This is a genomic window from Streptomyces sp. NPDC031670 (genome assembly GCF_055580545.1).
Map to the genome: position 1 here is coordinate 243,134 of NZ_JBVILC010000007.1, position 12,487 is coordinate 255,620.

Sequence of the window (12,487 nt, forward strand, 5' to 3'; positions counted from 1 at the left end):
AGGGCCCGGGGGTTATCTCCGGTACGACAGCCCGTAGCCGATCGGGTACAGCACCCGGTCCGGATCGTCCCCGCGCGGCACCGCCACCGGCAGCCGCCCGAGGGGCTCGGCCCGGCCCGCCATGACCCGTACCGCGGCGCGCAGTTCGACGTCGGTCCAGGAGTAGGTGGCGAGCGAGGCGGTGTACCCGCTGAGGTGCGCGATGTCGTAGGGGTTGCGGATCGCGAGGTGCACCACCGGCACACCGCTCGCGCCGAGCGCCGCCACCAGCCGGGCCTGCGCCCCACCCGCTCCCGCGTTGTACGTGCCCACGACCACCACGTCCCTGCCGCGCGCGGCGGCCACCGCCGCGTCGATCTGCGCCTGCGAGGGCAGGGTGCCGGTCGGCAGGGCGCTCGCGGTGAAGCCGAGCCCGGTCAGCGCCTCGGCCAGGACGGCCGTCGGGGGCCCGGTCGTCCCGGAGGGGGAGGCCGGGTCCGCGCCGACGACCAGGACGGAGCGATGGCGCCGCCGGGAGAGCGGGAGCAGTTCGCCCGTGTTGACGAGCAGGGTCGTGGTGCGCTCGGCCACCGCGTCGGCGGCGGCGCGGTGCGGCCGGGTGCCCACCACCCGGTCCACGGCCTCCTGGGAGACGTACGGATGGCTGAACAGCCCCCGGCGCTCCTTGAGTTCCAGCACCCGCAGGATCGATTCGTCGAGCCGGGCCTCGCTGATCTCGCCGCTGGTGACCGCCGCCATCACACCGTTCCACGCCACCGCGAGGTCCGGCGGGTTGAGCAGCTGGTCGGCCCCGGCCTTCAGGGCGAGCACCGGGACCCGGTCGTCGCCGTACTTGTCCCGGACGCCCTGCATGCCCAGCGAGTCGGTGACGATGACCCCGCGGTAGCCGAGCTCCTCGCGCAGGATGCCGGTGAGGATCGGACGTGACAGCGTCGCCGGGTCGTCGGTCGCGTCGAGCGCCGGGAACTGGATGTGCGCGGTCATGATCGAGTCGATCCCGGCGGCCACGGCGGCCCGGAACGGCGGCGCGTCCAGCTCCTCCCACTGCCGCCGGGTGTGGGTGATCACCGGGATGCCGGTGTGGCTGTCGACCGTGGTGTCGCCGTGCCCGGGGAAGTGCTTGGCGGTCGCCGCGACCCCCGCCTCCTGGTAGCCGCGCACCTCGGCGGCGACCATACGGGCCACCGCCGCCGGGTCGGCGCCGAAGGAGCGCACCCCGATGACGGGGTTGGCCGGGTTGACGTTCACATCGGCGTCGGGGGAGTAGTTCTGCCGGATACCCAGTGCGCGCAGCTCGGCCCCGGCGACGCGCCCGAGCGTGCGCGCGTCGCGCGCCGACCCCCCGGCGCCGAGCGCCATCGCGCCCGGGAAGAGCGTGGCGGGGTAGCCGACCCGGCACACGATGCCGTGCTCCTGGTCGGTGGCGATGAGCAGCGGTACGGGCGTGGGCTGGGACAGGCCCGCCCGCTGGATGCCGTTGGAGAGGTCGGCGATCTGGTGCGGGTCGCGGGTGTTGTGCGCCCAGGCGAAGTAGATGATGCCGCCGACGTGGTACTTGGCGATCAGCTCCGCGGCGGTGCGCACGCCCAGCTCGCGCAGGTTGGCGTCGATGTCGGCCTGGTCGGGCGCGGTCGCGGAGTGTCCGTACACCCGCATCACGAAGAGCTGGCCGACCTTCTCCGCCAGGGACATCCGGGCGAGGAGCCGGCGCAGCCGGGCGGCGGGGGCGCGCGGCGTCTCGGCGTACGCGGGGAGCGCGGGCCCCACGGCAGCCGCGGCGGCCGTCGCGGCGGCGGTGGTGAGAAGGGTGCGTCTGGAGGTGCGGTACGACACGGGCACTCCATCCCTAGGTCTGGAAGAAACTTCCAGACCGAACCGATAACCGGAAAGTTATTGCCGGTCAAGGGGGCGCGCACCGCCCGGCCCGGAATCCGGGCGGGAACGCGCGGGAGGCGGCCCGTCACCGGAGCGGCCCCGGGACGGTCAGGGGCGGGCCAGGGCGGCGAGCCGCTCCCGGCCGGCCGTCAGCAGCCCCGCCAGCCCGGCCGCCTCCGGGTACCAGCGCTTCTCGTACTCCCAGCACAGCCAGCCCCCGGCGCCCAGCGCCGCCAGCGCGTCCGCCAGCGGCAGTACCCCGGCCCCCAGCGGCAGCGGGGCGGTGTCCTCGGCCGAGGCGATGTCCTTGACCTGGACGTACCCCAGGTGCGGGGCGAGCGCCGCGTACGACTGGGCGGGGCTCTCGCCGCCGAGCCAGGTGTGCATCACGTCCCACAGGGCGCCGGCCGAGGGCGAGCCCACCCGGTCCAGGACGCGGGCGACGGCCGCGCCCGTGCGGTGCGAGTCATGGGTCTCCAGCAGCACGCGCACGCCCCGCTCGGCGGCGAGCGCGCACACCCGGCGCAGCCGCCGCACCGCGATCCCGTCGTCGTCCGGACCGCCCCGGCCCCCGGGAAAGACCCGCACATAGGGGGCGCCGAGGTCGTGCGCGAGGTCCACCAGCGCGTCGACCGGCTCGGGGTCGTCGGGGTCGGCCACGCGCGCGTAGCCGGCGACGGCGAGGACGCTCACGCCGTGCGCCGCGAACTCGGCGGCCACCCGCGCCCGTTGGCGGGCGCCGAGGCCGGGGTGGACCGGCTCCTCCGGATGGGCGCGCAGCTCCACGCCGTCGTAGCCGTGCGCGACGGCGAGGCGCACCACCTCGGCGACCGGCAGACCCGGCACCCCGAGCGTGGAGAACGCGTACCGCGTCCGCCCGCTCACCGGTCCGTCCGGCCGGGCCGCGCACCGAGGGGCGCGGCCGGGGCCCCGCCCAGCACCGCCGTGAACCGCTCCACCGTCTCCTTCAGCACCGCCGTCCCGTCCCGGCCCCACAGCTCCTCGTTGAACAACTCGACCTCCACCGGGCCCGTGTAGCCCGCCGCCTCCACCCGGTCGTACCACGCCACCAGGTCGATCGCCCCGTCCCCGAGGGGGCCGCGCCCGGTCAGGACCCCGGCGGGCAACGGGGTGACCCAGTCGGCCAGCTGGAAGGAGTGGATGCGGCCCGCCGCACCGGCGCGGGCCACCGCCGCCGGAGCCAGGTCGTCCCACCAGACGTGGTACGTGTCCACGACCACCCCCACCTCCCGCGCCGGGAAGCGCTCCGCGAGCTCCAGGGCCTGGCCGAGGGTGGAGACGACACAGCGGTCCGAGGCGTACATGGGGTGCAGCGGCTCGATCGCCAGGCGTACGCCCCGGGCGCGCGCGTAAGGACCGAGCTCGGCCAGCGCGTCCGCGACCCGCTCGCGCGCACCGGCCAGGTCCCGGCTGCCCCCGGGCAGCCCGCCGGAGACCAGCACCAGGGTGTCGGTGCCGAGCGCCGCCGCCTCGTCGAGCGCCGCCCGGTTGTCGTCCAGGGCCCTCGCGCGCGCGTGCGGCTCGTCCGCCGTGAAGAAACCGCCCCGGCACAGCGTGGTGACGCTCAGCCCGGCGTCCCGCACCAGCCGCGCGGCGGCCTCGACGCCGTACGCCCGCACGGGTTCGCGCCACAGCCCGACCCCCGGCACGCCCGCGTCGGCGCAGGCGCGGACCAGATCGGGCAGCGGGAGCTGCTTCACGGTCATCTGGTTGATGCTGAGGCGGGAGAGGGTAGCGGGGCTCATGAGGTGACTCCATAGACCGTGAGCAGGGCGCGCATCCGGGCGGCGGCGGCCTCCGGGTCGGGGAACAGGCCGAGGCCGTCGGCCAGTTCGTAGGCCCGTGCCAGATGCGGCAGCGGGCGGGCCGACTGGAGGCCGCCGACCATGGCGAAGTGGTCCTGGTGGCCCGCGAGCCACGCGAGCAGGACCACTCCGGTCTTGTAGAAGCGGGTCGGTGCCCCGAAGAGATGGCGGGCGAGCCCGACCGTCGGGTCCAGGCGCTTGCGGAAGCCCGCCGGATCGGCCGCGTCCAGCGCCCGTACCGCGTCCGCCGCGAGCGGACCCAGCGGGTCGAAGATCCCCAACAGGGCGTGGCTGAAGCCCTGTTCGTCGCCCTCGATCAGCTCGGGGTAGTGGAAGTCGTCCCCGGTGTAGCACTTCACACCGTCCGGCAGCCGCCGTCGCAGCCGGACCTCGCGGTCGGCGTCGAGCAGCGACACCTTCACCCCGTCGATCTTCCCCGCGTGCGCCGCGACGATCCCCAGGAACGTCTCGGTGGCCGCGTCGAGGTCGGTCGAGCCCCAGTAGCCGGCCAGCGCCGGGTCGAACATCGGGCCAAGCCAGTGCAGGATCACCGGCCGTCCGGTCTGCTCCAGCAGCCGCCCGTACACGGCCCGGTAGTCCTGCGGGCCGCGCGCCACCGCCGCCAGCGCGCGCGAGGCCATCAGGATCGCCTGCGCGCCGGCGCCCTCGACGACGGCGAGCTGCTCCTCGTACGCGGCCGTCACCTCGGCGAGCGAGGCCGCCCGCACCAGCTGGTCGGTACCCGCCCCGCAGGCGATCCGCCCGCCGACGGCCCTCGCCTCGGCGGCCGAACGCCGGATCAGCTCGGCGGCCGAGGGCCAGTCCAGGCCCATCCCGCGCTGGGCGGTGTCCATCGCCTCCGCGACGGCGAGGCCGTGCGACCACAGATGGCGGCGGAAGGCGAGCGTGCCCTCCCAGTCGAGGGCGGCGGGGCCCTCGGGCCCGGCCTCGGCACACGGGTCGGCGACGACGTGCGCGGCCGAGAAGACCGTACGGGACAGCGGGGGGCCGCCCGGGGCGACGGGGGCAGGGTCCGGGCGCGGCTCGTACCGTACGAGCGTCCCGTCCGCGCGCGGCAGCAGCAGGCTCACAGCGCGATCTCCGGCACCTCGACGCGGCGGCCCTCGGCCGAGGACCGCAGCCCCAGCTCGGCGAGCTGCACCCCGCGCGCGCCCGCCAGCAGGTCCCAGCGGTAGGGGGTGTCGAGCGCGACATGGCGCAGGAACAGCTCCCACTGCGCCTTGAACCCGTTGTCGAACCCGGCGTTGTCCGGCACCGGCTGCCACTGCTCGCGGAACTCCTCGCCGGCGGGCAGGTCCGGGTTCCACACCGGCTTGGGGGTGGCCGCGCGGTGCTGGACGCGGCAGGTGCGCAGCCCCGCCACCGCCGAGCCCTCGGTGCCGTCCACCTGGAACTCGACGAGCTCGTCACGGTGTACCCGGACCGCCCAGGAGGAGTTGATCTGGGCGACCGCGCCGCCCTCCAGTTGGAAGATCCCGTACGCGGCGTCGTCGGCCGTGGCGTCGTACGGCTTGCCGCCCTCGTCCCAGCGCTGCGGGATGTGGGTGGTCGCCAGCGCCTGTACGGAGGTGACGCGGCCGAAGAGCTCGTGCAGGACGTACTCCCAGTGCGGGAACATGTCGACGACGATGCCGCCGCCGTCCTGCGCGCGGTAGTTCCACGACGGGCGCTGGGCCTCCTGCCAGTCGCCCTCGAAGACCCAGTAGCCGAACTCGCCGCGCACCGACAGGATCCGCCCGAAGAAGCCGCCGTCGACGAGCCGTTTGAGTTTCAGCAGGCCCGGCAGGAACAGCTTGTCCTGGACGACGCCGTGCTTGATCCCGGCGTCCCGGGCGAGCCTGGCCAGCTCCAGGGCGCCGGCCAGGCCCGTCGAGGTGGGCTTCTCGGTGTAGACGTGCTTGCCCGCGGCGATGGCCCTGGTGAGGGCCTCCTCGCGGGCGGAGGTGACCTGGGCGTCGAAGTAGATCTCCACGGAGTCGTCGGCGAGCACGGCGTCCAGGTCCGTGGACCAGTGGGCGAGGCCGTGGCGTACGGCGATGTCCCGCAGCGCGGACTCGCGGCGGCCCACCAGGACCGGTTCGGGCCACAGGACCGTGCCGTCGCCGAGGTCGAGGCCACCCTGCTCGCGCAGGGCGAGCAGGGAGCGGACGAGGTGCTGGCGGTAGCCCATGCGGCCGGTGACGCCGTTCATGGCGATCCGCACGGTCCGGCGCGCGGACGCCGGTGGCGCCGGCAGCGCAGACGTCGGTGTCATCTGAAGTCCCCTTCGTCCCATCAGCCCCGTCCGCCGGGCGGCGGGACTCGGTGATCCAGCGGCGATCTACTGGTAACAGGCGTAGCAAGCGCTTTCTATCGAGGGGGACGCTAGCCTGCGCACAGCGCCGCCGACAAGAGGCGCGCGGCGGTCCACCCCAAGTGCCCACGAGACGTGCCCGGAGGCAGAGATGACAGCGACCCTGGCGGATGTGGCGGCGCGCGCCCGGGTGTCCCCGGCGACCGTCTCGCGGGTGCTCAACGGCAACTACCCGGTCGCCGCGGCCACCCGGGAACGGGTGCTGCGGGCCGTGGACGAACTGGACTACGTCCTGAACGGGCCCGCCAGCTCCCTCGCCGCCGCCACCTCCGACCTGGTCGGCATACTCGTCAACGACATCGCCGACCCCTTCTTCGGGATCATGGCGGGCGCCGCCCAGTCCGAGATCGGCGGCGGCCCCGGGGCCCGCGAGAAGCTCGCGGTGGTCTGCAACACCGGCGGCTCGCCGGAGCGCGAACTCACCTACCTCACCCTGCTCCAGCGCCAGCGCGCGGCGGCGGTCATCCTCACCGGCGGCGCCCTGGAGGACCCCGGGCACGCGGCGGCGGTCGCGGCCAAGCTGGGGCGGCTGGCGGAGGCGGGCGCGCGGATCGTGCTGTGCGGACGGCCCCCGCTGGCGCTCTCCGGACCCGGCGGGCAGCCGCGCAGCGCCGGGCCGGACGCGGCGACGCTCACCTTCGACAACCGGGGCGGCAGCCGCCGTCTGACGGAGCATCTGCTCGCGCTGGGCCACCGCCGCATCGGCTATGTGGCGGGCCCCGAGGAGCGCACCACCACCCGGCACCGCGTCGAGGGCCACCTCGCGGCGCTGGCGGACGCGGGCGTGGCGCCGGGACCGCTCGTCCACGGCTCGTACGACCGCCGCTCCGGCTACGACGCCACCAACGAACTCCTGCGCCGGGACCCGGCGTTGACCGCCGTCGTGGCCGCCAACGACACCGTCGCGCTCGGCGCCTGCGCGGCCCTTAGGGACCGGGGCCTGTCCGTCCCGGACGACGTCTCGGTGGCGGGCTTCGACGACCTCCCGTTCAGCACGGACGCGGTCCCGGCCCTGACGACCGTACGGCTGCCGCTGTACGAGGCGGGGGCGCGGGCGGGCCGGCTCGCCATGGGCAAGGAGCCGGTGCCGCCGGGCGGGATCGCCACCGTGCACGGGGAGCTGATGGTCCGCGGCTCGACGGGACGTACGCGCGCGTAGCGGGAGCCGGCGGCGGTTCGGGGGCGTGACCGGGCGGAGTTCGCTGCCGGATTCCCGCCAGCCGACCGGGGCGCGGCGGCGCAGGATCGTGGGCACGGCCTTCGGTTCGCCCCCTTCGGGGCCAGGGCCGCAACCCTAGGAGACCCCTCATGGACCTGCACCTTTCCGGCCGCACCGCGCTCGTCACCGGCGCCTCGAAGGGCATCGGCCTCGCGGTCGTGAGCACCCTGCTCGACGAGGGCGCGCGGGTGGTCGCGGTCTCTCGCCGCACCAGCCCGGAGCTGGAGAAGCTGGCTCGCCCCGAGCTCGTCCACGTACCGGCCGACCTCATGGACCCCGCGGCCCCCGCGCGTGTGGTGGCCCGTACCGTCGAGGAGTTCGGCGCGCTGGACGTCCTGGTCAACAACGCGGGCGGCCCGCCGCCGGGCGTGTCCCTGCCGCGCACCTCGTTCCTGGACGCGGACGACCCGGACTGGTCCGCGATCTTCGAGTTCAACCTGTTCTCGGCGGTACGGACGGTCCGCGCCGCCCTGCCGCACCTGCTCGCCGACGGCGGCGGCGCCGTCGTCACCGTCTCCACCGCCCTGGCCCGCCAGCCCTCGGTCGGCAACGCCGAGTACGGCGCGGCCAAGGCGGCCCTGACCAACCTCACCAAGGTCCTGTCGGAGGAGTACGCCCCGCGGGGCGTCCGCTTCAACACGGTCTCGCCGGGGGCGGTACGGACCGCGTGGTGGACCGAGGAGGGCGGCGCGGCCGATGTGATCGCGGCCATGGCGGGTTCGGACCGGGACACGGTGATGGACAGTCTGGCCCCGCAGATGATGAACGTGTCGACCGGCCGCCTGGTGACCCCGCAGGAGATCGCCGACGCGGTGGTCCTGCTGGCCTCCCCGAGGTCGGGCAGTACGACGGGGACGGACCTCGTCGTCGACGGGGGCTACCTCAAGGCGGCGTGAGGACCGGGCGCAGATAAAACCTTCCTGGTTGCCCCCTTTTGTCGGCACGTAGGGATTCCGGAAAAATTACTGCCCGCAGTTGTACAACCCTTCTGGCGTGACGGGTGTCTTAGTTGGCGTCGGTGTTCCGGGGGAGGGATCCGGGGGGGGGGTCCGAGGGGACATCGGCAGGGGAGGGAATGGGGAGGATCGAGGGGCCCGGTCATACGGACCGGGCCCCCTTGAATTCCCGGCCCCCGCCCGACCTCCGGCCCCCGCCCGACCTCCGGCCCCCGCCCGCCGAACCCCCGGCCCGGCGGCCGAAGTTGTCCACAGGCGTCCCGCGATGTCCGAGGCCACGGGTAGCGTCGGATCATGTCCAATCTCGCGGTGCTCGAAGGGGTCCTGGAACGGATCACCTATGCCAACGAGGAGAACGGCTACACGGTCGCCCGGGTCGACACCGGGCGCGGCGGTGGCGACCTCCTCACGGTGGTGGGCTCGCTGCTCGGCGCGCAGCCGGGCGAGTCCCTGCGGATGGAGGGCCGCTGGGGCTCCCACCCGCAGTACGGCAAGCAGTTCACCGTGGAGAACTACACGACGGTCCTGCCCGCCACCATCCAGGGCATCCGGCGCTATCTCGGCTCCGGCCTGATCAAGGGCATCGGCCCCCGCATCGCCGACCGCATCGTCGAGCACTTCGGCACGGACACCCTCGACATCATCGAACAGCGGCCCGAGCGCCTGGTGGAGGTGCCGGGCCTCGGCCCCAAGCGCACCAAGCTGATCGGCGCCGCCTGGGAGGAGCAGAAGGCCATCAAGGAAGTGATGGTCTTCCTCCAGGGCGTCGGCGTCTCCACCTCCATCGCCGTGCGCATCTACAAGAAGTACGAGGACGCCTCGATCTCCGTGGTGAAGAACCAGCCCTACCGGCTGGCCGCCGACGTCTGGGGCATCGGCTTCCTCACCGCCGACCGCATCGCCCAGGCCGTCGGCATCCCGCACGACAGCCCGGAGCGCGTCAAGGCCGGCCTGCAGTACGCCCTGTCCCAGTCCACCGACCAGGGCCACTGCTTCCTGCCCGAGGAGCAGTTGATCGCCGACTCGGTGAAGCTCCTCCAGGTCGACACCGGACTGGTGATCGAGTGCCTGGGCGAGCTGGTGGCCGAGGAGGGCGTCGTCCGCGAGTCGGTGCCCGGACCGCCGGGCGGGGCCGAGCGGGTCAACGCCGTCTATCTCGTCCCCTTCCACCGCGCCGAGCTCTCCCTGGCCGCCCAGGTCGTCCGGCTGCTGCGCACCGGCGAGGACCGGATGCCCGGCTTCCAGGACGTGGACTGGGACCGCGCCCTGTCCTGGCTCGCCGGACGCACCGGTGCCGAGCTCGCCCCCGAGCAGCAGGAGGCCGTCCGGCTCGCCCTGACCAGCAAGGTGGCGGTGCTCACCGGCGGCCCCGGCTGCGGCAAGTCCTTCACCGTGCGCTCGGTCGTGGAGCTCGCCCGCGCCAAGAAGGCCAAGGTGGTCCTCGCCGCGCCCACCGGCCGTGCCGCCAAACGGCTCGCCGAGCTCACCGGCGCCGAGGCGTCCACGGTCCACCGCCTGCTGGAGCTGAAACCGGGCGGCGACGCGGCCTACGACAAGGACCGCCCGCTCGACGCCGACCTCGTCGTGGTCGACGAGGCCTCGATGCTCGACCTGCTGCTCGCCAACAAACTGGTGAAGGCGGTCGCCCCCGGTGCGCACCTGCTGATGGTCGGGGACGTGGACCAGTTGCCCTCCGTCGGCGCCGGCGAGGTGCTCCGGGATCTGCTCGCCGAGGGCGGCCCGGTCCCGCGCGTGCGGCTGACCAGGATCTTCCGCCAGGCCCAGCAGTCCGGTGTGGTCACCAACGCCCACCGCATCAACTCCGGGGTCCCCCCGCTCACCCAGGGTCTGAGCGACTTCTTCCACTTCGTGGAGGAGGAGACCGAGGACGCCGGACGGCTCACCGTGGACGTGGCGGCGCGGCGCATCCCCGCCAAGTTCGGCCTCGACCCCCGGCGCGATGTGCAGGTGCTCGCCCCGATGCACCGCGGCCCGGCCGGCGCGGGCACCCTCAACGGCCTCCTCCAGCAGGCCATCACCCCGGGCCGCCCCGATCTGCCGGAGAAGCGGTTCGGCGGAAGGGTGTTCCGGGTGGGCGACAAGGTCACCCAGATCCGGAACAATTACGAGAAGGGCAAGAACGGTGTCTTCAACGGCACCGTAGGCGTGGTGACCGCGCTCGACCTGGACGAACAGCGGCTGACGGTGCTGACGGACGAGGACGAGGAGGTGGGTTACGACTTCGACGAACTGGACGAGCTCGCCCATGCCTACGCGGTGACGATCCACCGCTCGCAGGGCAGCGAGTACCCGGCGGTGGTGATCCCCGTCACCACGGGCGCGTGGATGATGCTCCAGCGGAACCTGCTCTACACGGCGGTGACCCGCGCCAGAAAACTCGTCGTCCTGGTGGGGTCCCGCAAGGCGATCGGCCAGGCAGTGCGTACGGTTTCCGCAGGCAGACGCTTTACCGCACTCGCTCATCGGCTGTCAGGAGGGCCCTCGGTGGGAAACATCACCTAGGGCTTCCAGAACCGGGGCGAAGGGGGCAGGATGAGCAGGTTGACGGCACTGAGTGCCGCTAATAAGCCCAATGGGCGACCCCGAGTGCACTCTGCTGAGCCAAATGGGGGATGGTAGAGACAGTCAGGGCACCTCGAAGAAGAGGCACTACGTCGGTGAGGGATGACGTGAGCGAGAACGCTAACAACGCTGTAGTACTGCGGTTCGGCGATGGCGAGTACACCTACCCGGTGATCGACAGCACCGTCGGCGACAAGGGCTTCGACATCGGGAAGCTCCGGGCCCAGACCGGTCTCGTGACCCTGGACAGCGGATACGGCAACACTGCCGCCTATAAATCCGCCATCACCTACCTCGACGGCGAACAGGGCATCCTGCGCTACCGCGGATACCCGATCGAGCAGCTCGCCGAGCGCTCGACCTTCCTGGAGGTCGCGTACCTCCTCATCAACGGTGAGCTGCCGACGGTCGACCAGCAGTCGACGTTCAAGAGCGAGATCACCCAGCACACGCTGCTGCACGAGGACGTCAAGCGCTTCTTCGACGGCTTCCCGCGCGACGCCCACCCGATGGCCATGCTGTCCTCGGTCGTCTCCGCGCTGTCGACGTTCTACCAGGACAGCCACAACCCGTTCGACGAGAAGCAGCGCCACCTCTCGACGATCCGCCTGCTCGCCAAGCTTCCGACGATCGCGGCGTACGCGTACAAGAAGTCGATCGGTCACCCGTTCGTCTACCCGCGCAACGACCTCGGCTACGTCGAGAACTTCCTGCGGATGACGTTCTCGGTCCCGGCGCAGGAGTACGAGCTGGACCCGGTCGTCGTCTCGGCGCTCGACAAGCTGCTCATCCTGCACGCGGACCACGAGCAGAACTGTTCGACCTCCACGGTCCGCCTGGTCGGCTCGTCGCAGGCCAACATGTTCGCCTCGATCTCGGCGGGCATCTCGGCGCTGTGGGGCCCCCTGCACGGCGGCGCCAACCAGTCGGTCCTGGAGATGCTGGAAGGCATCCAGGCCAACGGCGGCGATGTCGACTCCTTCATCCGCAAGGTGAAGAACAAGGAGGACGGCGTCCGTCTGATGGGCTTCGGCCACCGGGTCTACAAGAGCTTCGACCCGCGCGCGAAGATCATCAAGGCTGCCGCGCACGACGTCCTGTCGGCCCTCGGCAAGTCCGACGAGCTGCTCGACATCGCGCTGAAGCTGGAGGAGCACGCGCTCTCCGACGACTACTTCGTCTCGCGCAACCTGTACCCGAACGTGGACTTCTACACGGGTCTGATCTACCGCGCGATGGGCTTCCCGACCGAGATGTTCACGGTGCTGTTCGCGCTCGGCCGGCTGCCGGGCTGGATCGCCCAGTGGCACGAGATGATCAAGGAGCCCGGCTCCCGCATCGGCCGCCCGCGCCAGATCTACACGGGTGAAGTTCTTCGGGACTTCGTGCCGGTCGAGGCCCGCTAGTCGCTCCGCGAGGAGCAAGGGTTTTCGGCTGCGGACCGTGCGTGGCTGGTCGCGCAGTTCCCCGCGCCCCTAGGGGGTTGGGAGCCTCCGGGACCGAGCCCCAAAAAAACACAGAAGCGCCCCGCCCACCAATCCCCCCACGGGTTGGCGGGCGGGGCGCTTCCCCTATACCCGGTGCGGATTCCCCCCACGGGATCCGGCCGGGAGCCCGGCGGTCTGCCGGGGTACGTACGTCACGGGTGGGCCGC

At 72.8% G+C, this 12,487-nt stretch carries 9 protein-coding genes; 4 read left to right on the forward strand and 5 right to left on the reverse strand.

Going from position 1 to position 12,487, the window contains the following annotated elements:
- Positions 1-12 precede the first annotated feature (12 nt).
- The 5 genes from ACZ5ID_RS16230 to ACZ5ID_RS16250 form a co-directional block, all read right to left on the reverse strand.
- Entirely contained in the window at positions 13-1,833 is a 1,821-nt protein-coding gene (locus ACZ5ID_RS16230; RefSeq protein WP_468897820.1) for a glycoside hydrolase family 3 protein, read from the reverse strand.
- Between the two features lie 150 nt (positions 1,834-1,983).
- The gene (locus tag ACZ5ID_RS16235; RefSeq protein ID WP_468897822.1) at positions 1,984-2,760 is read right to left on the reverse strand and encodes a sugar phosphate isomerase/epimerase family protein; all 777 of its coding nucleotides are present in this window, start codon (positions 2,758-2,760) and stop codon (positions 1,984-1,986) included.
- Positions 2,757-3,641 carry a sugar phosphate isomerase/epimerase family protein gene (locus ACZ5ID_RS16240; protein ID WP_468897824.1) on the reverse strand — a complete coding sequence of 295 codons (885 nt, stop codon included), beginning with the start codon at positions 3,639-3,641 and terminating at the stop codon, positions 2,757-2,759. The genes ACZ5ID_RS16235 and ACZ5ID_RS16240 overlap by 4 nt, the downstream gene beginning before the upstream one ends.
- The gene (locus tag ACZ5ID_RS16245) at positions 3,638-4,792 is read right to left on the reverse strand and encodes a dihydrodipicolinate synthase family protein (RefSeq protein WP_468897826.1); all 1,155 of its coding nucleotides are present in this window, start codon (positions 4,790-4,792) and stop codon (positions 3,638-3,640) included. The genes ACZ5ID_RS16240 and ACZ5ID_RS16245 overlap by 4 nt, the downstream gene beginning before the upstream one ends.
- A complete protein-coding gene (locus ACZ5ID_RS16250) occupies positions 4,789-5,976 on the reverse strand; it encodes a Gfo/Idh/MocA family protein (protein ID WP_468897828.1) in 1,188 nt (395 codons plus the stop codon). Before ACZ5ID_RS16250 ends, ACZ5ID_RS16245 begins: the two co-directional genes overlap by 4 nt.
- Positions 5,977-6,166: 190 nt before the next feature.
- On the opposite strand from ACZ5ID_RS16250, the gene ACZ5ID_RS16255 reads away from it, so the two are divergent.
- The 4 genes from ACZ5ID_RS16255 to ACZ5ID_RS16270 all read left to right on the forward strand — a co-directional run bounded on the left by ACZ5ID_RS16255 (position 6,167) and on the right by ACZ5ID_RS16270 (position 12,239).
- Entirely contained in the window at positions 6,167-7,234 is a 1,068-nt protein-coding gene (locus ACZ5ID_RS16255) for a LacI family DNA-binding transcriptional regulator (protein ID WP_468897830.1), read from the forward strand.
- A gap of 149 nt (positions 7,235-7,383) precedes the next feature.
- The gene (locus ACZ5ID_RS16260; RefSeq protein WP_468897832.1) at positions 7,384-8,190 is read left to right on the forward strand and encodes an SDR family NAD(P)-dependent oxidoreductase; all 807 of its coding nucleotides are present in this window, start codon (positions 7,384-7,386) and stop codon (positions 8,188-8,190) included.
- Positions 8,191-8,544: 354 nt separating this feature from the next.
- Positions 8,545-10,773 carry an SF1B family DNA helicase RecD2 gene (recD2, locus tag ACZ5ID_RS16265; RefSeq protein WP_468897834.1) on the forward strand — a complete coding sequence of 743 codons (2,229 nt, stop codon included), beginning with the start codon at positions 8,545-8,547 and terminating at the stop codon, positions 10,771-10,773.
- A gap of 167 nt (positions 10,774-10,940) precedes the next feature.
- Entirely contained in the window at positions 10,941-12,239 is a 1,299-nt protein-coding gene (locus tag ACZ5ID_RS16270) for a citrate synthase (protein WP_101388377.1), read from the forward strand.
- The last annotated feature ends 248 nt before the right edge of the window (positions 12,240-12,487 follow it).

What these genes read in the sequence shown, in the direction of transcription:
- ACZ5ID_RS16240 (WP_468897824.1), bottom strand. Translation starts at nt 3,641, where the DNA reads ATGAGCCCCGCTACCCTCTCCCGCCTCAGCATCAACCAGATGACCGTG.
- ACZ5ID_RS16250 (WP_468897828.1), bottom strand. Translation starts at nt 5,976, where the DNA reads ATGACACCGACGTCTGCGCTGCCGGCGCCACCGGCGTCCGCGCGCCGG.
- ACZ5ID_RS16255 (WP_468897830.1), top strand. Translation starts at nt 6,167, where the DNA reads ATGACAGCGACCCTGGCGGATGTGGCGGCGCGCGCCCGGGTGTCCCCG.
- ACZ5ID_RS16260 (WP_468897832.1), top strand. Translation starts at nt 7,384, where the DNA reads ATGGACCTGCACCTTTCCGGCCGCACCGCGCTCGTCACCGGCGCCTCG.
- recD2 (WP_468897834.1), top strand. Translation starts at nt 8,545, where the DNA reads ATGTCCAATCTCGCGGTGCTCGAAGGGGTCCTGGAACGGATCACCTAT.